Raw genomic sequence first — 22,046 nt, 5'->3', positions numbered from 1 at the left:
CTCATGCTTCTCTGGAGACTCCGCGTCCAATCTTGAACGTGGCTCATGGAGCGAATGGTGACGCGGAGCCTTAAGAAAGGCGTTCCCGCTGACGCGTGCGAAACGAGAGATATCCGTCGGCTGTACCGGCCCCTTCGTGAGCAAGCTCACTCCCACAAGTACGCGGCGCTCACGATGTCCGTAATCAATATCGCTCAACCCTTACAGCGCCTTCCTCACAGTCTCCGGCAAATAATCAACGTACCTGCGCATCGGATTTTTTTGGCATTGAGCGACGATGCCCGGCGTCGCTTCCAGCAGCTCAAGAACCAGGGCCTGACGCTCGTCCAGGGTGAGAAACTGCTCTATGACCGGACTGCTCGACAGGTACAGTTCTGTACGCATCAGCGCATCCGGTTTGACGTCCTTGCGCCATTTGCGTCCCTCGAACATTTCCGTATTCAGCTGCCAGCACAACACCTGCTTCAGCTCGACATTGGCTGCCAGCGGCGGGTTGGTATGTGGCCGCCCCGTGAAATTGAACGTGACCGTAACTGCTTCGCCCTCGGGATGAGAGGCCGGCGGCTGCCAAGGTTCGAAGACCCACTGTTCGACAGCACTTCGGGTCAGGCTGATGAGCCTCGGATCGGGCTCCCCCAGCACTTCGAGGAAGCGCACGCCTCCATCGGCCTGAATGAAAACTCTGATGCTGACACTGCGTTTTACGAAGGAACGAAGCATCGATGCCGAATAGCCCGGCTCAGGCATATGCAACGGCACCGGATACGACGGCAACGCCTGTGCTCCCCCCGCCGAAAGCAACCCTGTAAGCATCATGCAACCCAGCACGCAGCTCATTCGTTGCCCTCCGCTTGCTCGGCCAACCCCACCATCAACGTCTTGATCGGCGTCGGCAGATAGTCGCCGTACAGACGATCGGGATTGCTTCGGCAATTGCTGACCATCATCGGTATCGCGGCGCCCAGTTGCTCAAGCAGGACCTGGCGTTGGGGCTCGCTGCGCAGGTGGGCAACATGGCTGCCGAACAGCGCCTGCCCGGTGTACCAGAACACGTCGACCTTACTCAGTGGTTCCTTGGGATAGTCCTGGCGGGCGGATTTCACTTCGTGGTTCAGGTAGCCGCAGCGGATGTTGCCCAGGCCCACGGTCACTTCGGTGTTGAAGCGCCGATAGCCGTGGGAACCGAAAATGACGGGCACGGTGATCGTGGTCATGGGCGGCGCGCCGACTGTTCCGACCCAGGGTTTATAGCGCCATTGGCGGAGCGCCTGCTCTACCGCTGAGGCGAGCTGCGGATGCCCGCTCTCGATCGCCCTGGCTTCACGAACCTGCCCATCGGATTTGATCCACAGCTGCGCGCGGACCTTGCCTGCATAGTGGGTCTTGACCAGCTCTGGTGGAAAAACCGGTGTCGGCGTGTATATCGGCACCAGAAATGGCTCTGCAGCGCCGACGGGAGGGGCCAGTGCTGCGGCAATCATGAACGCGGTCATTCTCATTGTTGTAGGGGCTCATCGTCGTGGTGCACCTCCAGGGCGCAGTGATGACGATGGTATGAACCTGCCGACACATCAGTCAGCACACGACTTCCGATACGCCTGTAGGACCCATCCCAAACAATTGAAACGTCTGTAAACACTTGCGCAATGTTCGTAAAACAACAGCTGATTGCCTGCATTTCCTACAAAGAATCAGCCCGAAGGCACTGCTTTTTTCTGTAATGAAAATGTAATATTCGCATTCGCAAAAACAACAATAATCAGGAGCTTCTCCATGTTTGGGTTTTTCCGCCCTGCCAGGCATCAGGTACCCCTTCCCGAAGAAAAGGTCGACAGCACCTATCGCCGTCTGCGCTGGCAGATCTTCGCAGGCATCTTTATCGGCTATGCGGGTTACTACCTGCTGCGCAAGAATTTCTCGCTGGCGATGCCGTATCTGATCGACGAAGGCTATACGCGTGGCCAGCTGGGCGTGGCGATGTCTGCCATTGCGATTGCCTACGGCTTGTCGAAATTCCTCATGGGCATCGTTTCGGATCGCTCCAACCCGCGTTACTTCCTGCCGTTCGGCCTGCTGGTCTCTGCCGGGATCATGTTCATCTTCGGCTTCGCGCCGTGGGCGACGTCCAGTGTCACGATCATGTTTGTGCTGCTGTTCATCAATGGCTGGGCGCAGGGCATGGGCTGGCCGCCGAGCGGGCGGACGATGGTCCACTGGTGGTCGCAGAAAGAGCGCGGCGGTGTGGTGTCGGTGTGGAACGTGGCGCACAACGTCGGCGGCGGCCTGATCGGCCCGCTGTTCCTGCTCGGCATGGGCTGGACCAACGACTGGCATGCGGCGTTCTACGTGCCGGCGGCGGTTGCGTTGCTGGTCGCGGTGTTCGCCTTCGCGACCATGCGTGACACCCCGCAATCGGTCGGCCTGCCACCGATCGAGCACTACAAGAACGATTATCCGGAAGGCTACGATGCCAGCCACGAAGAAGAATTTAGCGCCCGGGAAATCTTCGTCAAGTACGTGCTGCGCAACAAATTCCTGTGGTACATCGCCATGGCCAACGTGTTCGTTTACCTGCTGCGCTACGGCGTGCTGGACTGGGCACCGACTTATCTCAAAGAAGCCAAGCACTTCACGGTCGACAAGACCTCCTGGGCCTATTTCCTCTACGAGTGGGCAGGCATTCCGGGCACGCTGCTGTGCGGCTGGATGTCGGACAAGATCTTCAAGGGCAATCGCGGCCTGACCGGCATGGTGTTCATGTTTCTGGTGACCATCGCCACGCTGGTGTACTGGCTGAACCCTGAAGGCAATCCGACCGTCGACATGATCGCGCTGGTGTCCATCGGCTTCCTGATCTACGGCCCGGTGATGCTGATCGGTCTGCAGGCGCTGGAGCTGGCACCGAAGAAGGCAGCAGGCACGGCCGCCGGCTTTACCGGGCTGTTCGGCTATCTGGGCGGGTCGGTCGCGGCCAGCGCGGCGATGGGCTATACGGTTGACCACTTTGGCTGGGATGGTGGGTTCGTGCTGTTGATCGGCGCGTGCATTCTGGCGATGGTGTTCCTTGCGCCGACGCTGCGGCACAAACAGGTCGCCAGCACATCCCGCGACATCAAAGGCTAATCAGGCAGTCTCCGACTTGCAGCGCTTGAGCCGCGCCTCCAGATTCAGGTCTGGCATGGCGTGGCTACGCAGGGCCTTGGCGGTCTGCTCCACGTACTCGCGGGTGGTCCCGTAGCGCCCTCTGGCGCTGGCCAGCACCTGGCTGAGCACGCTATCCGGCAGGTTGCCTGCGTAGCTGGGCAGATGCCGCTCGAGTACGAAGCCCAGGGCCTGCACCTTCCGGCCATCTTCAAGGCGGCAATTGAGCCAGTGCGGGCGATACGAGGGGTACGGCATCTCGCGCTCCCACAAGGCCAGCAGCGATTTTTCCAGGCATTCATCCGGCAGACGATAGGCGAAGCCGGTGCATGAACCGCCACGGTCCAGACCGAATACCAGCCCCGGTACTTCCGGCGTGCCACGGTGTTCGTGCGACCAGAGGTAAAGCCCGCGGTGATAACCGTGCACTCGGGCGCGCTGGCTCTCCACGGCGGTGCACTCGGGACGCCAGATCAGTGAGCCGTAGGCGAACAGCCAGACCGGGCCGCCCTTGTGACGACGCATGGTGGTGTTCATGGATGCGAGCAGTTGCTCGCGGGTAAGCTGTGGGCCCATATCGATAACGGGCGGATACGTCAGGCCAAGGCCGTCATGCACCGCAGCGGCCAACTCGTTGATTGGATTCTCCATTTGCCTCCCTGACAGTCTGACTGTCAGTTTTTACCGAGCCCCGCCGACTCGCTCGTGGTTGAGCGGCATCAGGGTGTCGTGGTTCGGTTGTTGCCACAGGCCAACGGCCTGCCTCTACTAAAAGTTGCCTGGCGACGACCATGCATCGCCATCGGTTGTAATCAGTTAAAGCAATTTACACTCCACTCCTGCAGCCGTCAGTCCGGCATTACGCACGCGGTGCATAAGCGAACACGTCTGCACGCATCTGATGAGCGTCCATTCCGGCGTCGACCAGGGCGTCCAGGGTTCCGTAGATCATCGCTGGCGAGCCGCTGGCGTAGACGTGAACAGCTGACAGGTCCTTGATGTCCTCGCAAACCGCCTCGTGCAGCAGACCGCAACGTCCCTCCCAGCCGCACAGGTCGCTGACGACCTTGTGCAGGAACAGGTTCGGCAGTTTCGCCCACTCGTCCCAATGGCTGACCTGGTAGAAATCCTCGGGGCGACGCACGCCCCAGTACAGGTGCACGGGATGACTGAAGCCTGTGGAGCGACAGTGTTCCAACAAACTGTTCATTTGCGCCATGCCCGTACCGGCCGCGATCAGCACCAGCGGCCCGTCTGGCAGCTCAGCGAGGTGGGTGTCGCCAAAGGGCAGCTCGACCCGCGCCATGCGGTTGCGTTGCAGTTGTTCGATCAGGCTGCGCGCACTGTCTTCACGAGCCAGCACGTGCAGCTCCAGGTCGCGACCGCTGTGCGGTGCCGATGCGATGGAAAACGCCGACTTCTCGCCGTTCTCGCGCTCGATCATCAGGTACTGCCCGGCGTGATAACGCGGCGGCTTGCCGGCCGGGGCACGCAGGCCCACCCGCCAGACATCGCCACCCACTTCGACGCATTCGCTCAGCTGGCAGGCAAAACTGCGCACCGGCAGTTCACCCTTGGCCAGCACGCCATCCCAGAGCACCACGCAGTCCGTCAGCGGCTCGGCCACACAGGTATGAATTTCGCCGTGATCGAGCGTCTGCCCCGACTGCATCACCCGGCCCTCGACCAGCAGAGCCGAGCACACATGGCAGTTGCCATTGCGACAGCTCTGCGGGCACTCATAACCCAGGCGCTGTGCCGCATCGAGTATCCGCTCGCCCGGCAGGGTTTCCAGCACCGCACCTGATGGCTGCAAGGTTACGCGCATCAGTCTATTCCCAACTGAGTCCAGATTTCGTCCACCCGGCGTGTGGTGGCTTCGTCCTTGACGATCGCCCTGCCCCACTCGCGGCTGGTCTCGCCTGGCCATTTGTTCGTGGCATCCAGTCCCATTTTCGACCCCAGGCCGGACACCGGCGAGGCGAAATCGAGGTAATCGATGGGCGTGTTGTCGATCATCACCGTGTCGCGCTTGGGGTCCATGCGCGTGGTGATGGCCCAGATCACGTCGTTCCAGTCCCGCGCATTGATATCGTCGTCGGTGACGATCACGAACTTGGTGTACATGAACTGGCGCAAGAACGACCAGACACCCAGCATCACGCGCTTGGCATGACCGGGATACTGTTTCTTGATGGTCACCACCGCCATGCGGTACGAGCAACCCTCGGGCGGCAGGTAGAAATCGACGATTTCCGGAAACTGCTTTTGCAGAATCGGCACGAACACTTCGTTCAGCGCGACGCCCAGAATCGCCGGTTCATCAGGCGGACGACCGGTGTAGGTGCTGTGGTAGATCGGCTTGATACGGTGCGTGATGCGCTCGACGGTCAGCACCGGAAAGCTGTCGACTTCGTTGTAATAGCCGGTGTGGTCGCCGTAAGGTCCCTCGTCGGCCATCTCGCCCGGATGAATCACGCCTTCGAGCACGATTTCGGCGCTGGCCGGGACTTGCAGATTGCTGCCACGGCACTTGATCAGTTCGGTGCGCGAGCCACGCAGCAGACCGGCAAAGGCATATTCGGAGAGGCTGTCCGGTACCGGCGTCACGGCACCGAGAATGGTCGCCGGGTCCGCGCCCAGTGCGACGGCCACCGGATAAGGCTCGCCAGGATGCTTGACGCACCAGTCGCGGAAGTCCAGCGCGCCACCGCGATGGCTGAGCCAGCGCATGATGATCTTGTTGCGACCGATGACCTGCTGGCGATAGATGCCGAGGTTCTGGCGCTCCTTGTTCGGGCCTTTGGTGACCGTCAGGCCCCAAGTGATCAGCGGCGCGACATCGCCCGGCCAGCAGGTTTGTACGGGCAGCATGCCGAGGTCGACGTCATCGCCTTCGATGACGACCTCCTGGCAGGGCGCATCCTTGACGACCTTCGGGGCCATGGCGATGACCTTGCGGAAGATCGGCAGCTTGGACCACGCATCCTTCAAGCCCTTGGGTGGCTCGGGCTCCTTGAGGAACGCCAGCAGCTTGCCGATTTCACGCAGCTCACTGACCGCTTCGGCGCCCATGCCCATGGCGACGCGCTCTGGCGTGCCGAACAGGTTGCCCAGCACCGGGATATCAAAGCCAACCGGTTTTTCGAATAACAGCGCCGGGCCCTTGGCACGCAAGGTACGGTCACAGATTTCAGTCATTTCCAGCACAGGCGAGATCGGCATCTGGATGCGTTTCAACTCTCCGCGCTGCTCAAGCTGCTGCACGAAATCCCTAAGATCTTTGAATTTCATTAACCCGGCCATTTATCCAATAGACGCACATCGTACCTGCTCCAGCCCGTCAAGGCAGCTAATCGGCGGCATGCAGGCAAAAAAAATGGTGCCCCGAAGGACACCATTTTTTGTTTCAGCCTGCCCGTTACTTGCGTTTCATGGACAGGAAGAACTCGTCGTTGGTCTTGGTCTGCTTGAGCTTGTCGATGAGGAACTCGATAGCCGCGACTTCGTCCATCGGGTGCAGGAGCTTGCGCAGGATCCACATGCGCTGCAGCTCGTCATCAGCGGTCAACAGCTCTTCACGGCGTGTGCCGGAGCGGTTGATGTTGATGGCCGGGAACACGCGCTTCTCTGCGATCTTGCGATCCAGAGGCAGCTCCATGTTGCCGGTACCCTTGAACTCTTCGTAGATCACTTCGTCCATCTTCGAACCGGTTTCAACCAGTGCGGTGGCGATGATGGTCAACGAGCCGCCTTCTTCGATGTTACGCGCAGCACCGAAGAAACGCTTAGGCTTCTCGAGTGCATGAGCATCGACACCACCGGTCAATACCTTGCCGGAGCTCGGGATGACGGTGTTGTAGGCACGTGCCAGACGGGTGATGGAGTCGAGCAGGATAACGACGTCTTTCTTGTGCTCGACCAGGCGCTTGGCCTTCTCGATCACCATTTCGGCAACCTGTACGTGACGGGTTGGCGGTTCGTCGAATGTCGAGGCAACCACTTCGCCGCGCACGGTGCGCTGCATTTCGGTCACTTCTTCCGGGCGCTCGTCGATCAGCAGAACGATCAGATGCACTTCCGGGTTGTTACGCGTGATGTTCGACGCGATGTTCTGCAGCATGATGGTCTTGCCCGCCTTCGGCGGAGCAACGATCAGACCACGCTGACCTTTACCGATCGGTGCGCACAGATCTATCACACGACCGGTCAGGTCTTCGGTGGAACCGTTACCGGCTTCCATCTTCATGCGGATCGTCGGGAACAACGGCGTCAGGTTTTCGAACAGAATCTTGTTCTTGGCGTTTTCCGGACGGTCGTAGTTGATCGTGTCGACCTTGAGCAGAGCGAAATAACGCTCGCCTTCCTTGGGTGGACGGATCTTGCCAACGATGGTGTCGCCGGTACGCAGGTTGAAGCGGCGGATCTGGCTGGGGGAGACATAGATGTCATCCGGGCCGGCCAGGTAGGAAGCGTCTGCAGAGCGCAGGAAACCGAAGCCGTCCTGGAGAATCTCCAGCACGCCATCACCGGATATTTCCTCGCCACTTTTGGCGTGCCGTTTGAGCAGGGAGAAAATGACGTCCTGCTTGCGCGAACGGGCCATATTCTCGATGCCAGCCTGTTCGGCCATTTCGAGCAATTCGGTAATCGGCTTTTGCTTGAGTTCAGTCAGGTTCATATGGGGAATGACGTAATCATGTATGGAGGGGGAAATTAAGCTTTTGGCTTAATGAGGCCGCGCCGCAGAGAAGGCGACAGGATCGCGTACTAAATCGAAAGGAGAGCGTCGGCGACGGCTAGCAGGGGGCAACGGAGAAGCCGTTGCGGGGCCGAATGTACCACCTGATTTTCCAGGCGTCTAGTACGACACCCGAAAAAAACCCCGCGATTTGCGGGGCTTTGAAACGCTTCAGATGTTGGCGTCGAGGAACGCAGCCAGCTGCGACTTCGACAGCGCACCAACTTTGGTCGCTTCCACATTGCCGTCCTTGAACAACATCAGCGTAGGAATACCGCGAACACCGTGCTTGGCAGGAGTGTCAGGGTTTTGATCGATATTCAGCTTGGCAACAGTCAGCTTGCCTTCATAGGTACCGGCGATTTCGTCCAGAACCGGGGCAATCATTTTGCAAGGGCCACACCATTCAGCCCAATAGTCAACAAGCACAGGACCCTGAGCCTTGAGTACTTCGGCGTCAAAGGTGGCGTCGGTGACGTGTTTGATAAGGTCGCTACTCATGGAAGTCTCCGAGGTCATAGGCTAAAAACGACGCTCATCATAGCGGGCCTCAGGTGATTCAGGAAGCGAAGGTTCATTGAGTCTGACTATGATGACTCATGACTGGAGTTATGGCAGGGGCTCAGTTGGAAGGCGACACGAACACGATGCCGGTGCGCAGTGCTGCGCCACGGATATGATCCTGCATGGCCTTTTGCGCGGGCCCCGACGCATGCCGAGCCAGCGCGCGAAGGATCTTGCGGTGCTCCTGCCAGGTTTCCATGACCCTGGCCGCCCGGATGAACGGCATCTTCTGGCTTTCCAGAAAGATGTCGGCCCCGGCAGTCACGATCCCCAGCATCGCCTGATTGCCGCTGGCGACCAGAATGTGCCGATGAAACTCGAAGTCCAGCCGCGCCGCAGCCTCGAAGTCACCGGCCCGCAACTCCAGACGCATAGCTTCGACGTTGTCCTCCAGTACATCGCGCTCGTCGGCGGTCAGGGTCACGGCGGCCATGCCTGCTGCGAAACCTTCCAGTGCATAGCGCAACTGAAAAGTGTCGGCCGGGGAAACCTGAGCTTCATAAGGCCAGGAAAAACCACTCGTGCGCTGTTCTGGTTCAGAAATCGACTGCACGAAGACGCCTTTGCCGGGCTGGACACTGACCACTCCGAGTGCGCTGAGCGATGACAGGGCTTCACGCAAAGACGCCCGACTGACCCCCAGCAAAACCGCCAGATCGCGTTGCGACGGCAGACTTTCGCCGGGCTTGTACCCTTGCTCGGCGATCAATTTGCGAATGGCCCGGAGGGCTGATTCGGGTACTGCGAGTGAGGTGTGCGGCATCACTGTTCAGGCCAGTCAGTCCAGTAAAAATCCCTTTTATCCCCATCTCGAACATTCGGCAAGCGACGCCCAGCACTGGGGCGGCAAGGCTTTAAAGCGCGCCAAAGCAGGGCGCGAAGCCGCTCGACTGGTCTGACCAGTAAGACCATAAACGCGCTGCAAACCCTGATTCATGGCAGTTCACGAGCGGATGGCATGCGCTGTGCACTGGAGACAGGCCAACACCTTTCGTTTCGCCCGGAGACTTCATATGACCAAGCGTTACAGCGCCCTGCTTACTGCACTGTTTGCCAGTCTGATGCTGAGCCAGACACCCGCCCACGCCAACGGCCTGGACGACGTTGTAGCGCGCGGCACCCTCAAGGTGGCCGTTCCGCAGGACTTCCCGCCATTCGGCTCGGTCGGCCCGGACATGAAACCGCGCGGCCTGGACATCGACACCGCACAGCTGCTGGCCGACAAGCTCAAGGTCAAGCTGGAGCTGACCCCGGTCAACAGCACCAACCGCATTCCGTTCCTGACCACCGGCAAGGTCGACCTGGTGATTTCCAGCCTGGGCAAGAACCCGGACCGCGAGAAAGTCATCGACTTCTCGCGTGCTTATGCGCCGTTCTATCTGGCGGTATTCGGGCCACCTGATTCGCCGGTCAAGGACATCGCTGACCTGAAAGGCAAGACCATCAGCGTCACCCGTGGCGCCATCGAGGACATCGAGCTGTCGAAAGTGGCTCCGGAAGGCGCGGTCATCAAGCGCTTCGAAGACAACAACTCGACCATCGCGGCCTATCTGGCCGGCCAGACCGACCTGATCGCCAGCGGCAACGTGGTGATGGTCGCGATCAGCGAGCGCAACCCCAAGCGCATCCCGGCGCTGAAAGTGAAACTCAAGGATTCGCCGGTCTACGTCGGCGTGAACAAGGGTCAGCCGGAACTGCTGGGCAAGGTCGATGAGATTCTGAATGCCGCCAAGGCTGACGGCTCGCTGGAAAAAGCTTCCCAGACCTGGCTGAAGCAACCGCTGCCTGCCGATCTCTGATCACTGCTTTCCGGTAACAGGATTCACCAATGGCTTATCACTTCGACTTTACACCGGTCCTGCAGAGCATCGATCTGCTGTTGCGCGGGGCTTTGTTCACGCTGGAACTGACGGCCATTGGCACGCTGCTGGGCGTCAGTCTCGGTATTGTCGGTGCCGTCGTGAGGGCCTGGAAGATTCAGCCTTTTGCGACGATCTTTGCCATCTATGTCGAGCTGATCCGCAATACGCCGTTTCTGGTCCAGCTGTTCTTCATTTTCTTCGGTCTGCCGTCGCTGGGCGTGCAGATCATGGAATGGCAGGCAGCGGTGCTGGCGATGGTCATCAACTTGGGTGCCTACTCGACCGAAATCGTGCGGGCGGGTATCCAGGCGATTCCCAAGGGTCAGCTTGAAGCGTCGGCTGCGCTGGCGATGAACCGTTATGAAGCCTTTCGCCACGTGGTGCTGGTTCCGGCGCTGGGCAAGGTCTGGCCGGCACTGAGCAGCCAGATCATCATCGTCATGCTGGGCTCGTCAGTCTGCTCGCAGATCGCCACTGAAGAACTGAGCTTCTATGCCAACTTCATTCAGTCACGCAACTTCCGCTCGTTCGAAACCTACATTGTGACCACGCTGATCTACCTGGCCATGGCACTGCTGATCCGGCAGTTGCTGGCCTGGATCGGGCGGCGCTACATCTCGAGGAACCGCTGATGGATTTCACCCTCTGGGACATCGTGCGCAATCTGCTGATCGGCCTGCAATGGACCTTGGCCTTGTCGCTGGTGGCCTTCATCGGCGGCGGGCTGATCGGTTTGCTGATCATGGGCATGCGCACCTCGGAAAAATCCGGCCCGCGCGTGACCGCGAAGCTCTATATAGAACTGTTTCAGGGCACACCGCTGTTGATGCAGTTGTTTCTGGTGTTCTTCGGTGTCGCTCTGATGGGCATGAACATTTCGCCCTGGGCTGCGGCGGCACTGGCCTTGACGCTATTTACCAGCGCCTACCTCGCGGAAATCTGGCGTGGCTGCGTCGAATCTATTTCCAAGGGCCAGTGGGAAGCATCCGCGAGCCTGGCGCTGACCCCGTTCGAGCAGATGCGCTATGTGATTCTGCCGCAGGCGTTGCGCATCGCGGTCGCGCCGACGGTCGGCTTTTCGGTGCAGGTGGTCAAAGGCACGGCGGTGACGTCGATCATCGGTTTCACCGAACTGACCAAGACCGGCAGCATGCTGGCCAACGCCACGTTTGAACCATTCATGGTCTATGGCTTCGTTGCCTTGGGCTACTTCATCCTGTGCTACCCCTTGTCGCTGTGCGCGCGCCATCTGGAAAGGAGACTGCATGCCTCTGCTTAGAATTTCCGCCCTGCATAAATACTATGGCGATCATCACGTGCTCAAAGGCATCGATCTGTCGGTCGAAGAAGGCCAGGTCGTGGCGATCATCGGTCGCAGCGGCTCGGGTAAAAGCACCCTGTTGCGCACGCTCAACGGCCTGGAGTCGATCAACGATGGTGTCATCGAGGTCGATGGCGAATACCTGGATGCCGCACGCGCCGACCTGCGCACGCTGCGCCAGAAGGTCGGCATGGTGTTCCAGCAGTTCAACCTGTTCCAGCACCTGAGCGTGGGTGAGAACGTCATGCTTGCGCCGCAGGTCGTGCAGAAAGTACCGAAGGCCGAGGCCGCTAAACTGGCGAGGAAGATGCTCGAGCGCGTCGGGCTGGGCGAGAAATTCGACGCCTTCCCGGATCGCCTGTCCGGTGGTCAGCAGCAACGCGTGGCGATTGCCCGCGCGCTGGCGATGTCGCCCAAGGTCTTGCTGTGCGACGAAATCACCTCGGCGCTGGACCCGGAGCTGGTCAACGAAGTACTCAGCGTGGTGCGTCAGTTGGCAGCCGATGGCATGACCCTGATCATGGTCACCCACGAAATGCGCTTCGCGCGTGAAGTGGGCGACAAGCTGGTGTTCATGCATCAGGGCAAGGTGCATGAAGTGGGCGATCCGAAAGTACTCTTCGCCAACCCGAAAACCCCGGAACTGGCGAACTTCATCGGCACAGTGGAGCACGCCTGACGCTGAACGCAGAGCGTCCGGAACAGCATGTCCACGCGAAGCGATCAGCGTTATGCACAAACCCCGAAGAGCCTGGAAAAGGGCTGAAGCGGCAGTGTCTGGCTGGACAGAAATCTTGGTGGGCGTGAGCTTCCTCACGAAGACTTTGGTCCAAACACCATATCTCCGGGGGCTGCACCGGCCTCTTCGCGAGCAAGCTCGCTCCCACGAAGACTGTGTATTACGCTGAGCGCGGAGCATGTTGCGGGCACTTATCGTTCCTCACGCTCCGTGGACTGCATTACGTGACGCTCCGCGCCACAGCTACATGCTGTATCGGGCTGGACAGAAATCTTGGTGGGAGTGAGCTTGCTCACGAAGGCGTTGGTCCAAACACCATATCTCCGGGGGCTGCACCGGTCTCTTCGCGAGCAAGCTCGCTCCCACGAAGACTGTGTATTACGCTGAGCGCGGAGCATGTTGCGGGCACTTATCGTTCCTCACGCTCCGTGTGGAAATGCATTTCGTGACGCTCCGCGTCACAGCTACATGCTGCATCACGCTGGACAGAAATCTTTGTGGGAGTGAGCTTGCTCACGAAGGCGTTTGTCCAAACACCATATCTCCGGGGGCTGCACCGGCCTCTTCGCGAGCAAGCTCGCTCCCACGAAGACTGTGTATTACGCTGAGCGCGGAGCATGTTGCGGGCACTTATCGTTCCTCACGCTCCGCGCCACAGCTACATGCTGTATCGGGCTGGACAGAAATCTTGGTGGGAGTGAGCTTGCTCACGAAGGCGTTGGTCCAAACGCCATATTTCCCGGGGCTGCACCGGCCTCTTCGCGAGCAAGCTCGCTCCCACGAAGACTGTGTATTACGCTGAGCGCGGCGCATGGACACGATGGCGTTCTTAGGGATACCTCTCGTTCCGCACGCTTTAGCGTGGCAATGCATTTTGGTGACGCTCTGCGTCACATGGCATTGATAGCCATACGCCACGCACGCGAGTAATACCGGGTATTTCCGGTGCCTGAACAGCTTCGCGTTGGCGGCAAGCATGGATCGTGGCACGATGGTCCGGTTATCGAACCGGACTTCCTGACCATGCCGCACTCAACACCCAAGAATTTTTCACTGATCGCCGCTATCGACCTGGGCTCCAACAGCTTTCATATGGTTGTGGCAAAAGCCAATCAGGGCGAGATTCGCATTCTTGAGCGCCTGGGCGAGAAGGTGCAGTTGGCCGCTGGCATCGACGAAGAGCGCCAGTTGACCGAAGAATCCATGCAGCGCGGTCTCGACTGCCTGAAACGCTTCGCCCAGTTGATCAATGGGCTGCCGCTCGGTGCGGTGCGCATCGTGGGCACCAACGCCCTGCGCGAGGCGCGTAACCGCAACGACTTCATTCACCGCGCCGAAGAAATCCTCGGCCACCCGGTGGAAGTGATTTCCGGCCGCGAAGAAGCGCGCCTCATTTACCTGGGCGTTTCCCACACGCTGGCCGACACCCCGGGCAAACGTCTGGTCGCCGACATCGGCGGCGGCAGTACCGAATTCATCATCGGCCAGCGCTTCGAGCCGCTGCTGCGTGAAAGCCTGCAGATGGGCTGCGTGAGTTTTACCCAGCGCTATTTCCGCGACGGCAAGGTGACACCGGCCCGGTACGCTCAGGCCTACACCGCTGCCCGCCTGGAAATCATGAGCATCGAACACGCGCTGCATCGCCTCAAGTGGGATGAAGCGATCGGTTCGTCAGGCACCATTCGTGCTATCGGCCTGGCGCTCAAGGCCAATGGTTACGGCGCTGGCGAGGTCAACGCCGAAGGGCTGGCCTGGCTCAAGCGCAAGCTGTTCAAGCTGGGTGATGTGGAAAAGATCGACTTTGACGGCATCAAGCCCGACCGTCGCGCCATTTTCCCCGCAGGCCTGGCGATTCTCGAAGCCATCTTCGACGCCCTCGAGCTCAAGCGCATGGATCACTGCGAAGGTGCCCTGCGTGAAGGCGTGCTGTATGACCTGATGGGCCGCCATCATCATGAAGACGTGCGTGAGCGTACGCTCAGCTCGCTGATGGAGCGTTATCACGTCGATCTGGAACAGGCCGCACGCGTCGAAGCCAAGGCGCTGCATGCGCTGGAGCAGGTTGCCGAGAGCTGGGAGTTGCAGCACGAGAGCTACGCCGAACTGCTGAGCTGGGCGGCCAAGGTGCACGAGATCGGTCTGGACATCGCTCACTATCACTACCACAAGCACGGCGCGTACCTGATCGAGCACTCGGACCTGGCCGGCTTCTCACGCGAAGACCAGCAAATGCTCGCACTGCTGGTGCGCGGTCATCGCCGTAATATTCCCAAGGACAAGTTCGCCGAGTTCGGCGATGAAGGCATCAAGCTGATTCGCCTGTGCGTGCTGTTGCGTTTTGCGATTCTGTTTCACCACATTCGTGGCACCCAGGAGATGCCACGTGTGACGTTGCGTGCCGACGGCCCGAATCTGGACGCCGAATTCCCGAAAGGCTGGCTGGAAAACAACCAGCTGACTCAGGCCGACTTCGCGCTGGAAGCGGAGTGGCTGACCCGAGTCGGCATCGTCTTCAGCGTACGCTGAGGACCGGGTTGCTCAGGCGCTCCAAAAGGGTCGCCTGGGCGCTTCGCGGGTTCTGGTTGCCGGTCGGCGTGCTGCGCACGTAACGCCCGTCCGACTGCAACAGCCAGCTGTGGGTGTTGTCGGTCAGGTAGCTTTCCAGCTCCTTCTTCACACGCAGAATCAACTTCTTGCCTTCCACCGGGAAGCAGGTCTCGACGCGCTTGTCGAGGTTGCGCTCCATCCAGTCGGCACTCGACAGGAACATCTGCTCGTCTCCGCCGTTGAGGAAGTAGAACACCCGCGTGTGCTCCAGGAAGCGACCGATGATCGAGCGCACATGGATATTGTGCGAAACCCCGGCGATGCCCGGACGCAGGCAGCACATGCCGCGCACCACCAGATCGATGCGCACGCCGGACTGGCTGGCCTTGTACAACGCCCGGATGATCTTCGGATCGGTCAGCGAGTTGAACTTGGCGATGATGTGCGCAGGTTTGCCATCGAGCGCAAATTGCGTCTCGCGGGCGATCATGTCGAGCATGCCTTTCTTGAGCGTGAACGGCGCATGCAGCAGCTTCTTCATGCGCAGCGTCTTGCCCATGCCGATCAACTGGCTGAACAGTTTGCCGACGTCTTCGCATAACGCGTCATCGGAGGTCAGCAAGCTGTAGTCGGTATACAGACGTGCGTTACCGGCGTGGTAGTTGCCGGTCCCGAGATGCGCATAACGCACGATCTCGCCCGCTTCGCGACGAAGAATCAACATCATCTTGGCGTGGGTCTTGAAGCCGACCACGCCGTAGATCACCACGGCACCGGCGGCCTGCAGACGGCTGGCCAGTTGCAGGTTGGACTCTTCATCGAAACGCGCACGCAACTCGATCACCGCAGTGACTTCCTTGCCGTTACGCGCGGCATCGACCAGCGCATCGACGATTTCCGAGTTCGCGCCGCTGCGATACAGCGTCTGGCGTACTGCGAGCACGTGCGGGTCTTTTGCCGCCTGGCGCAGCAGGTCGACCACCGGCGTGAACGACTCGAAAGGGTGCAGCAACAGGATGTCCTGCTTGCTGACCACGCTGAAAACGTTTTCGCTGTTCTGCAGCAGCTTGGGGATGGCTGGCGTGAACGGCGGGTATTGCAATTCGGGGTGGCTGTCCAGGCCGGTGATGCTGAACAGACGTGTCAGGTTGACCGGGCCATTCACCTGATACAGCTCGGACTCGTGCAGGTTGAACTGCTTGAGCAGGTAATCCGACAGGTGTTTCGGGCAGGTGTCCGCCACTTCCAGACGTACCGCATCACCATAGCGACGCGAGAACAGCTCGCCACGCAGTGCGCGCGCCAGGTCTTCCACGTCTTCGGAGTCCAGCGCCAGGTCGGCGTTGCGGGTCAGGCGGAACTGGTAGCAGCCCTTGACCTTCATGCCCTGGAACAGATCGTCAGCGTGGGCGTGGATCATCGACGACAGGAACACGAAATTATCGCCAGGCCCGCAGACCTCCTCCGGCACCTTGATCACACGCGGCAGCAGACGCGGCGCGGGAATGATCGCAAGACCGGAGTCGCGCCCGAAGGCATCGATACCTTCCAGCTCGACGATGAAGTTCAGGCTCTTGTTGACCAGCAACGGGAACGGGTGCGTCGGGTCGAGGCCGATCGGGGTGATGATCGGCGCGATCTCGTCGCGGAAGTAGCGTCGTACCCAGGCCTTGAGCTTGGCCGTCCAGTGACGGCGGCGAATGAAGCGGACCTGATGTTTCTCCAGCTCCGGCAGCAGAATGTCGTTGAGGATCGCATACTGACGATCCACATGACCGTGGACCAGCTCGCTGATCCTGGCCAGCGCCTGATGCGGCTGCAGACCGTCGGCGCCCGCCTGTTCGCGGGCAAAGGTGATCTGCTTCTTCAGGCCTGCAACACGAATCTCGAAGAACTCATCGAGGTTGCTGGAGAAGATCAGCAGAAACTTCAGCCGCTCCAGCAATGGGTAGGACTCATCGAGCGCCTGTTCCAGAACCCGGATATTGAACTGCAGTTGCGACAGCTCACGGTGGATATACAGGCTGCTATCGTCCAGGTTTGGCGCGACGATAGCGGGCACCGCAGCGGCGGGTGCCTCGATGGCCGGGATTACTTCGATGTCAGGTTCGACCACGGGTGTTGCCTCCGGGACATCGACTTGAACAGCGGCTTCGATGAGTGCTTCGGTATTCATGAATGTTCCTGTGAGGCTATTGCCCCTTCAACAGTTGAGCGGCGCGAACAGCAAAGTAGGTAAGAATGCCGTCGGCGCCGGCGCGTTTGAAGGCAGTGAGGGACTCGAGAATCACCCCTTCACTCAGCCAACCGTTCTGGATTGCGGCCATGTGCATCGCGTATTCACCGCTGACCTGATAAACAAAGGTCGGCACTTTGAACTCATCCTTGACCCTGTACAGAATGTCCAGATAAGGCATGCCTGGCTTGACCATGACCATGTCGGCGCCTTCGGCAAGGTCGGCGGCCACTTCGTGCAGTGCCTCGTTGCTGTTGGCCGGGTCCATCTGATAGGAAGCCTTGTTGGCCTTGCCCAGATTCAGGGAGGAACCCACCGCATCACGGAACGGACCGTAGTAGGCACTGGCGTACTTGGCCGAATAGGCCATGATCCTGACATTCACATGCCCGGCCAGCTCGAGAGACTCGCGGATGGCCTGAATGCGACCGTCCATCATGTCCGACGGCGCGACCACCTGAGCACCGGCATCGGCGTGCGACAGCGCCTGCTTCACCAGCGCGTCGACAGTGATGTCGTTCTGAACGTAGCCCTCTTCGTCGAGGATGCCGTCCTGACCATGCGTGGTGAACGGGTCCAGCGCCACATCAGTGATGACGCCCAGCTCCGGGAAACGGTCACGCAGGGCGCGGGTCGCGCGCTGGGCGATGCCGTCCGGGTTCCAGGCTTCGGCACCGTCGAGGGATTTCTTTTCCGGCGGTGTCACCGGGAACAGCGCCAGCGCAGGGATACCCAGTGCGACCCAGTGCTCGGCTTCCTTGAGCAACAGATCAACGCTCAAGCGCTCGACGCCAGGCATCGAGGCGATGGATTCACGACGGTTTTCACCATCGAGAACAAATACGGGAAGAATCAGATCGTCGACAGTGACAACGTTTTCACGCACCAGCCGACGGGAAAAGTCGTCGCGGCGATTACGGCGCAGACGAGTGAGAGGAAACAGGCGGTTAGCGGGGGTAAAGCTCACGGCGAGACTCCTGAGCCCGCTTACGCGGGCAAGCGCGACAGTTATAAGCCGCCATTATGACCAATGTGTGACAGTCATGGTTCGACCTGCGACTGCACATCGCGGTCACGGCCTTAAAGGGGATACGACCATTGTGGTTGCAAGAATCTTTAACGTCGAGACACATATGGACACTTTCATGATTGCCTTGGGCGCGTTAGGCTGCGCGTTCATTTCGCCAGCATCCAGACAATGCTCCAGAATTTCTTGAACGAATTCGGCTACTTTGCCCTGTTCCTCGGCACCTTTTTTGAAGGCGAGACCATTCTGGTTCTTGCCGGATTCCTGGCGTTCCGCGGATACATGGACCTCAACATCGTCATCCTTGTGGCCTTTTTTGGCAGTTATGCGGGCGACCAGTTGTGGTATTTCATGGGGCGCAAGCACGGCCGCAAGCTTCTGGCGCGCAAGCCTCGCTGGCAACTCATGGGCGACAAGGCGCTACGACTGGTCCGCAAGCACCCGGACATCTGGGTATTGGGCTTCCGCTTCGTGTACGGCCTGCGAACGGTCATGCCCGTGGCCATCGGCCTGTCGGGTTATCCACCCGGGCGTTATCTTCTGCTGAACGGTATCGGCGCGGCTGTCTGGGCTGCGGCGCTGGGTTCGGCTGCTTACCACTTCGGCGCGGTGCTCGAAGGCTTGCTGGGTAACGTCAAGAAATATGAACTCTGGGTGCTGGGGGCGCTGGTTCTGCTGGGGCTGGCCCTGTGGATACGCAGACGCATCAAGAACGCCCGTATCGCCCGTGAAGAGCGTGAAGAAAAAAGCCGCTTCTGCGCATCGGCAGCGGCCTCCGACCTGGAAACGCCGGTCACCGTACCGGTCGATCTGACGAAAAAATCCGACGAATAAACTCCCCCGTACCTCTCCCGAGCCAGGCTGACAGGCCTCGCTCGGCGACAGCGCGATCACCGCCCTCCCCGTGCACCTCGTGCGCAGTCGGCTTTGCACCGCCGACGATGCCTCAACTGAACACTCGGCCCGCAAAACGATCAACTGAACAGACAAATTAAAACAAGCCTCAGGTTGATCGAGCACAAGGAGCCGAAATCGATGCAGAAAAAAGTGGCTGTAATCCTCTCCGGCTGTGGCGTCTACGACGGTGCCGAGATCCACGAAAGCGTTCTCACCCTGTTGCGTCTGGATCAGCGCGGTGCGCAGGTTCAGTGCTTCGCGCCCGACATCACTCAGCATCACGTCATCAATCACCTGACCGGTGAGGAAATGCCCGAGTCGCGCAATGTGCTGGTCGAGTCTGCGCGCATTGCACGGGGCGAAGTGAAGGACATCCGCGAAGCAAATGTCGAAGACTTTGACGCCCTGATCATCCCGGGCGGCTTCGGCTCGGCAAAGAACCTTTCCGACCTTGCCCTGCAAGGTCCGGCCTGCCAGGTCGAAGCGGGATTGCTGGAGCTCGCCGAGGCGTTTGCCGAAGCCGGTAAACCGGTCGGGCTGATCTGCATCACCCCGGCACTCGCAGCCAAGATCTATGGGCCCGGCGTGACCTGCACCATCGGCAGCGACCCTGAAACCGCTGCGGCCATCACCAAAATGGGTGGCAGCCATGCGGAATGCGCCGTCGATGACATCGTCGAGGACGAAGCGCGAAAACTGGTCAGCACACCTGCCTATATGGTCGCCAAGAGCATCAGCGAGGCGGCCTCGGGCATCAACAAGCTGGTTGACCGCGTGCTGGAGCTGACTCACGAGGGCGATGCCTGACCGTCGCCCCGCCTGCAAAACACCGCCCGTCAGGCGAGCGGTGTTTTGCAGGCCGGCCATGGTGATCCACCCGGGCTTTATGCTGTACTGTATGCATGAACAGTATATGAGTAATGCCAGATGTCCAGCCTCTATCCGGTTCGTGGCCGAGGTACTGCCAGCAATCCGCATAACCGCTTCGCGCCCAGTCAGTCGGTGGCCGAAGACGATGGCTGGTATCAGGAAGTGCCGCTTACGCAAGGTACTCAGGTCACCAGCGAAACAGCCAAAAGCATCATTACCCGCAACAGCTCGCCGGATATCCCTTTTGACAGGTCGATCAACCCTTACCGGGGCTGCGAGCACGGCTGCATCTATTGTTTCGCCAGACCCAGCCACGCCTACTGGGACATGTCGCCGGGCCTGGACTTCGAGACCAAGCTGATCGCCAAGACCAACGCGGCGGCGCTGCTCGAGCAACAACTGTCCAAACCCGGCTACCGCTGCGCGCCCATCACCCTCGGGGCCAATACCGACCCTTACCAGCCGATCGAGCGTGAGTACCGCATCACCCGGGCGACACTGGAGGTGTTACTGCGTTATCGGCATCCGGTCAGCATCATTACCAAAGGCTCGCTGATCCTGCGCGATCTGGATCTGCTGGCAGAAATGGCCAGGCTGCGGCTGGTGTCGGTGTTCATCAGCCTGACGACGCTGGATGACGAGCTCAAATGCATCCTCGAACCCAGGGCCGCAGCGCCCAAGGCTCGCCTGCGGGCCATTCGGGTATTGCGTCAGGCGGGGGTCCCGGTCGGTGTGCTGTGTGCGCCGATGATCCCGATGATCAACGACAGCGAGCTGGAGGCACTGCTGAGCGAAGCGAAAGCTGCGGGCGCCTTGAGCGCCAGCTACGTGATGCTGCGCCTGCCGCTGGAAGTCGCACCGCTGTTCGACGAGTGGCTGAAGACGCATTACCCGCAACGCGCCGAGCATGTCATGAGTCTGATTCGTCAAAGTCGCGGCGGAGCCGTGTACGACAGCACGTTTGGTTCTCGAATGCGTGGCGAAGGACCGTTTGCCGACCTGCTGGCTCAACGCTATGCCTTGGCAATCAAACGACTCGGATTGAACAAACGGGGTGGATTTGCACTCGATTGCGATGCGTTTTGTCCGCCGGGAGGGCAAATGTCGCTGCTGTGACGAACTTGGTACTATCGTGCAAACCCGCGTCCCAGAGCCATCGCATTCAGTTTCGTTTAAGCTTCGGCGATTAGTCTGTAACTCGGAGTGTCATCAGCGATAGCGCTCAAGGGATTTGTTCGTGATGCCCTTCAGAGAGGGATCACATCCGGCTCTGGTCAAACAGGCATGAAGAATCCACATCAATTCGTCAGAGAGGGTGAAGACATGACAGACATCGGTAAACAGCATTCGGCTACGTCGTCCAGCACATCAAGCCATTCAGACAGCGCCGACGTAGCGTTGAAACATATCGTCGATGGCTTTGTACATTTCCGTAAAGAGGTCTTCCCCCAGCAGGAAGAACTGTTCAAGAAGCTGGCGACTGCCCAATCGCCACGGGCCATGTTCATCACCTGCGCCGACTCGCGCATCGTGCCCGAATTGATTACCCAAAGTTCGCCAGGCGACCTGTTCGTCACGCGTAACGTCGGCAACGTCGTACCGCCGTATGGCCAGATGAATGGCGGCGTGTCCACCGCTCTGGAATACGCAGTGGTTGCACTGGGCGTGCAGCACATCATCGTTTGCGGACACTCTGACTGCGGCGCCATGCGCGCAGTGCTCAACCCTGACAGCCTGGACAAGATGCCTACGGTAAAAGCCTGGTTGCGCCATGCCGAGGTTGCCCGCACGGTGGTCGAGCAGAACTGCAGCTGCAGCGGCGAACTGGAAACCATGCAGGTCCTGACTCAGGAAAACGTGATTTCCCAGTTGCAACACCTGCGCACCCACCCTTCGGTCGCAGCGAAAATGGCCAGTGGCCAATTGTTCATTCACGGCTGGGTCTACAGCATCGAAACCAGCGAGATCCTGGCTTATGACGCCGAGCTCGATCGTTTCATACCGCTCGACGGTACGGGACCGACGCCGATGGCTTCACCGAAAGCACGCTTTTCAGCCGACTGATCACCAGTCCGACTGACGGCAAGCCCTTCTTAATCAG

Annotated in this window: 20 protein-coding genes; 10 read left to right on the top strand and 10 right to left on the bottom strand. The window is 59.7% G+C overall.

Features of this window, described 5'->3' with window-relative positions; all coding sequences use genetic code 11:
* Positions 1 to 201 precede the first annotated feature (201 nt).
* On the bottom strand, positions 202 to 837 hold the full coding sequence (locus LIX91_RS18060; RefSeq protein WP_226488887.1) for an energy transducer TonB: 636 nt from the start codon (positions 835 to 837) through the stop codon (positions 202 to 204).
* Positions 834 to 1,499 (bottom strand): energy transducer TonB, encoded by a 666-nt coding sequence (locus tag LIX91_RS18055; RefSeq protein ID WP_410524757.1) that lies wholly within the window; start codon positions 1,497 to 1,499, stop codon positions 834 to 836. Before LIX91_RS18055 ends, LIX91_RS18060 begins: the two co-directional genes overlap by 4 nt.
* 274 nt (positions 1,500 to 1,773) lie before the next feature.
* Here LIX91_RS18055 and glpT point away from each other — a divergent pair, with 274 nt between their 5' ends.
* On the top strand, positions 1,774 to 3,123 hold the full coding sequence (gene glpT, locus LIX91_RS18050; RefSeq protein ID WP_226488885.1) for a glycerol-3-phosphate transporter: 1,350 nt from the start codon (positions 1,774 to 1,776) through the stop codon (positions 3,121 to 3,123).
* Here the strand turns inward: glpT and LIX91_RS18045 are convergent, their stop codons facing one another.
* From LIX91_RS18045 to LIX91_RS18020, 6 genes are all read right to left on the bottom strand, one after another.
* Positions 3,124 to 3,792, bottom strand: a complete 669-nt coding sequence (locus LIX91_RS18045; RefSeq protein WP_003317342.1) for a gamma-glutamylcyclotransferase — start codon at positions 3,790 to 3,792, stop codon at positions 3,124 to 3,126.
* A 208-nt stretch (positions 3,793 to 4,000) separates the two neighbouring features.
* Complete coding sequence (locus LIX91_RS18040) at positions 4,001 to 4,969, bottom strand: CDP-6-deoxy-delta-3,4-glucoseen reductase (protein ID WP_003414123.1); 969 nt, start codon at positions 4,967 to 4,969, stop codon at positions 4,001 to 4,003.
* Positions 4,969 to 6,435, bottom strand: a complete 1,467-nt coding sequence (gene ubiD / locus LIX91_RS18035; RefSeq protein WP_003317344.1) for a 4-hydroxy-3-polyprenylbenzoate decarboxylase — start codon at positions 6,433 to 6,435, stop codon at positions 4,969 to 4,971. The genes LIX91_RS18040 and ubiD overlap by 1 nt, the downstream gene beginning before the upstream one ends.
* Positions 6,436 to 6,562: 127 nt before the next feature.
* Positions 6,563 to 7,822, bottom strand: coding sequence for a transcription termination factor Rho (gene rho, locus LIX91_RS18030; RefSeq protein ID WP_002551560.1), 1,260 nt, complete (start codon positions 7,820 to 7,822; stop codon positions 6,563 to 6,565).
* Positions 7,823 to 8,053: 231 nt separating this feature from the next.
* A complete protein-coding gene (gene trxA / locus LIX91_RS18025) occupies positions 8,054 to 8,383 on the bottom strand; it encodes a thioredoxin TrxA (RefSeq protein WP_103697364.1) in 330 nt (109 codons plus the stop codon).
* A 121-nt stretch (positions 8,384 to 8,504) separates the two neighbouring features.
* Positions 8,505 to 9,209, bottom strand: a complete 705-nt coding sequence (locus LIX91_RS18020; RefSeq protein ID WP_003414120.1) for a FadR/GntR family transcriptional regulator — start codon at positions 9,207 to 9,209, stop codon at positions 8,505 to 8,507.
* Positions 9,210 to 9,459: 250 nt separating this feature from the next.
* Between LIX91_RS18020 and LIX91_RS18015 the strand changes: the two genes are divergently transcribed.
* From LIX91_RS18015 to ppx, 5 genes are all read left to right on the top strand, one after another.
* Complete coding sequence (locus LIX91_RS18015) at positions 9,460 to 10,245, top strand: transporter substrate-binding domain-containing protein (protein ID WP_003317349.1); 786 nt, start codon at positions 9,460 to 9,462, stop codon at positions 10,243 to 10,245.
* 29 nt (positions 10,246 to 10,274) lie between these two features.
* Complete coding sequence (locus LIX91_RS18010; protein WP_226488884.1) at positions 10,275 to 10,940, top strand: amino acid ABC transporter permease; 666 nt, start codon at positions 10,275 to 10,277, stop codon at positions 10,938 to 10,940.
* Entirely contained in the window at positions 10,937 to 11,587 is a 651-nt protein-coding gene (locus tag LIX91_RS18005) for an amino acid ABC transporter permease (RefSeq protein ID WP_032697623.1), read from the top strand. Before LIX91_RS18010 ends, LIX91_RS18005 begins: the two co-directional genes overlap by 4 nt.
* Complete coding sequence (locus tag LIX91_RS18000; protein ID WP_226488883.1) at positions 11,574 to 12,308, top strand: amino acid ABC transporter ATP-binding protein; 735 nt, start codon at positions 11,574 to 11,576, stop codon at positions 12,306 to 12,308. The genes LIX91_RS18005 and LIX91_RS18000 overlap by 14 nt, the downstream gene beginning before the upstream one ends.
* Before the next feature lie 1,083 nt (positions 12,309 to 13,391).
* Positions 13,392 to 14,894 (top strand): exopolyphosphatase, encoded by a 1,503-nt coding sequence (gene ppx / locus LIX91_RS17995; protein WP_032697643.1) that lies wholly within the window; start codon positions 13,392 to 13,394, stop codon positions 14,892 to 14,894.
* On the opposite strand, the gene ppk1 is transcribed toward ppx, so the two are convergent.
* Positions 14,881 to 17,091 carry a polyphosphate kinase 1 gene (gene ppk1 / locus LIX91_RS17990; protein WP_003341573.1) on the bottom strand — a complete coding sequence of 737 codons (2,211 nt, stop codon included), beginning with the start codon at positions 17,089 to 17,091 and terminating at the stop codon, positions 14,881 to 14,883. The genes ppx and ppk1 overlap by 14 nt on opposite strands.
* A gap of 16 nt (positions 17,092 to 17,107) precedes the next feature.
* Positions 17,108 to 18,118: a porphobilinogen synthase gene (hemB, locus tag LIX91_RS17985; RefSeq protein WP_003317357.1), complete on the bottom strand. Its 1,011-nt coding sequence runs from the start codon at positions 18,116 to 18,118 to the stop codon at positions 17,108 to 17,110.
* A 231-nt stretch (positions 18,119 to 18,349) separates the two neighbouring features.
* Between hemB and LIX91_RS17980 the strand changes: the two genes are divergently transcribed.
* The 4 genes from LIX91_RS17980 (at position 18,350) to LIX91_RS17965 (ending at position 22,009) form a co-directional block, all read left to right on the top strand.
* The gene (locus LIX91_RS17980) at positions 18,350 to 19,012 is read left to right on the top strand and encodes a DedA family protein (protein ID WP_032697621.1); all 663 of its coding nucleotides are present in this window, start codon (positions 18,350 to 18,352) and stop codon (positions 19,010 to 19,012) included.
* 201 nt (positions 19,013 to 19,213) lie between these two features.
* Positions 19,214 to 19,882 carry an isoprenoid biosynthesis glyoxalase ElbB gene (elbB, locus tag LIX91_RS17975; RefSeq protein WP_226488882.1) on the top strand — a complete coding sequence of 223 codons (669 nt, stop codon included), beginning with the start codon at positions 19,214 to 19,216 and terminating at the stop codon, positions 19,880 to 19,882.
* 120 nt (positions 19,883 to 20,002) lie between these two features.
* On the top strand, positions 20,003 to 21,061 hold the full coding sequence (locus LIX91_RS17970; RefSeq protein ID WP_003414105.1) for a PA0069 family radical SAM protein: 1,059 nt from the start codon (positions 20,003 to 20,005) through the stop codon (positions 21,059 to 21,061).
* A gap of 207 nt (positions 21,062 to 21,268) precedes the next feature.
* Complete coding sequence (locus LIX91_RS17965; protein WP_003414103.1) at positions 21,269 to 22,009, top strand: carbonic anhydrase; 741 nt, start codon at positions 21,269 to 21,271, stop codon at positions 22,007 to 22,009.
* Positions 22,010 to 22,046 lie beyond the last annotated feature (37 nt).

Source organism: Pseudomonas sp. B20 (assembly GCF_020515755.1).
Classification (GTDB): Bacteria; Pseudomonadota; Gammaproteobacteria; order Pseudomonadales; family Pseudomonadaceae; genus Aquipseudomonas; species Aquipseudomonas syringae.
Note: the sequence above shows the minus strand (reverse complement) of the source record. Positions and strands in the feature narration are given on the sequence as shown.

Bases quoted from the DNA above. Each gene is read 5' to 3' on its own strand.
- LIX91_RS18060 (WP_226488887.1), bottom strand. From the start codon at position 837: ATGAGCTGCGTGCTGGGTTGCATGATGCTTACAGGGTTGCTTTCGGCG.
- LIX91_RS18055 (WP_410524757.1), bottom strand. From the start codon at position 1,499: ATGAGAATGACCGCGTTCATGATTGCCGCAGCACTGGCCCCTCCCGTC.
- glpT (WP_226488885.1), top strand. From the start codon at position 1,774: ATGTTTGGGTTTTTCCGCCCTGCCAGGCATCAGGTACCCCTTCCCGAA.
- LIX91_RS18045 (WP_003317342.1), bottom strand. From the start codon at position 3,792: ATGGAGAATCCAATCAACGAGTTGGCCGCTGCGGTGCATGACGGCCTT.
- LIX91_RS18040 (WP_003414123.1), bottom strand. From the start codon at position 4,969: ATGCGCGTAACCTTGCAGCCATCAGGTGCGGTGCTGGAAACCCTGCCG.
- ubiD (WP_003317344.1), bottom strand. From the start codon at position 6,435: ATGAAATTCAAAGATCTTAGGGATTTCGTGCAGCAGCTTGAGCAGCGC.
- rho (WP_002551560.1), bottom strand. From the start codon at position 7,822: ATGAACCTGACTGAACTCAAGCAAAAGCCGATTACCGAATTGCTCGAA.
- trxA (WP_103697364.1), bottom strand. From the start codon at position 8,383: ATGAGTAGCGACCTTATCAAACACGTCACCGACGCCACCTTTGACGCC.
- LIX91_RS18020 (WP_003414120.1), bottom strand. From the start codon at position 9,209: ATGCCGCACACCTCACTCGCAGTACCCGAATCAGCCCTCCGGGCCATT.
- LIX91_RS18015 (WP_003317349.1), top strand. From the start codon at position 9,460: ATGACCAAGCGTTACAGCGCCCTGCTTACTGCACTGTTTGCCAGTCTG.
- LIX91_RS18010 (WP_226488884.1), top strand. From the start codon at position 10,275: ATGGCTTATCACTTCGACTTTACACCGGTCCTGCAGAGCATCGATCTG.
- LIX91_RS18000 (WP_226488883.1), top strand. From the start codon at position 11,574: ATGCCTCTGCTTAGAATTTCCGCCCTGCATAAATACTATGGCGATCAT.
- ppx (WP_032697643.1), top strand. From the start codon at position 13,392: ATGCCGCACTCAACACCCAAGAATTTTTCACTGATCGCCGCTATCGAC.
- ppk1 (WP_003341573.1), bottom strand. From the start codon at position 17,091: ATGAATACCGAAGCACTCATCGAAGCCGCTGTTCAAGTCGATGTCCCG.
- LIX91_RS17980 (WP_032697621.1), top strand. From the start codon at position 18,350: ATGCTCCAGAATTTCTTGAACGAATTCGGCTACTTTGCCCTGTTCCTC.
- elbB (WP_226488882.1), top strand. From the start codon at position 19,214: ATGCAGAAAAAAGTGGCTGTAATCCTCTCCGGCTGTGGCGTCTACGAC.
- LIX91_RS17970 (WP_003414105.1), top strand. From the start codon at position 20,003: ATGTCCAGCCTCTATCCGGTTCGTGGCCGAGGTACTGCCAGCAATCCG.
- LIX91_RS17965 (WP_003414103.1), top strand. From the start codon at position 21,269: ATGACAGACATCGGTAAACAGCATTCGGCTACGTCGTCCAGCACATCA.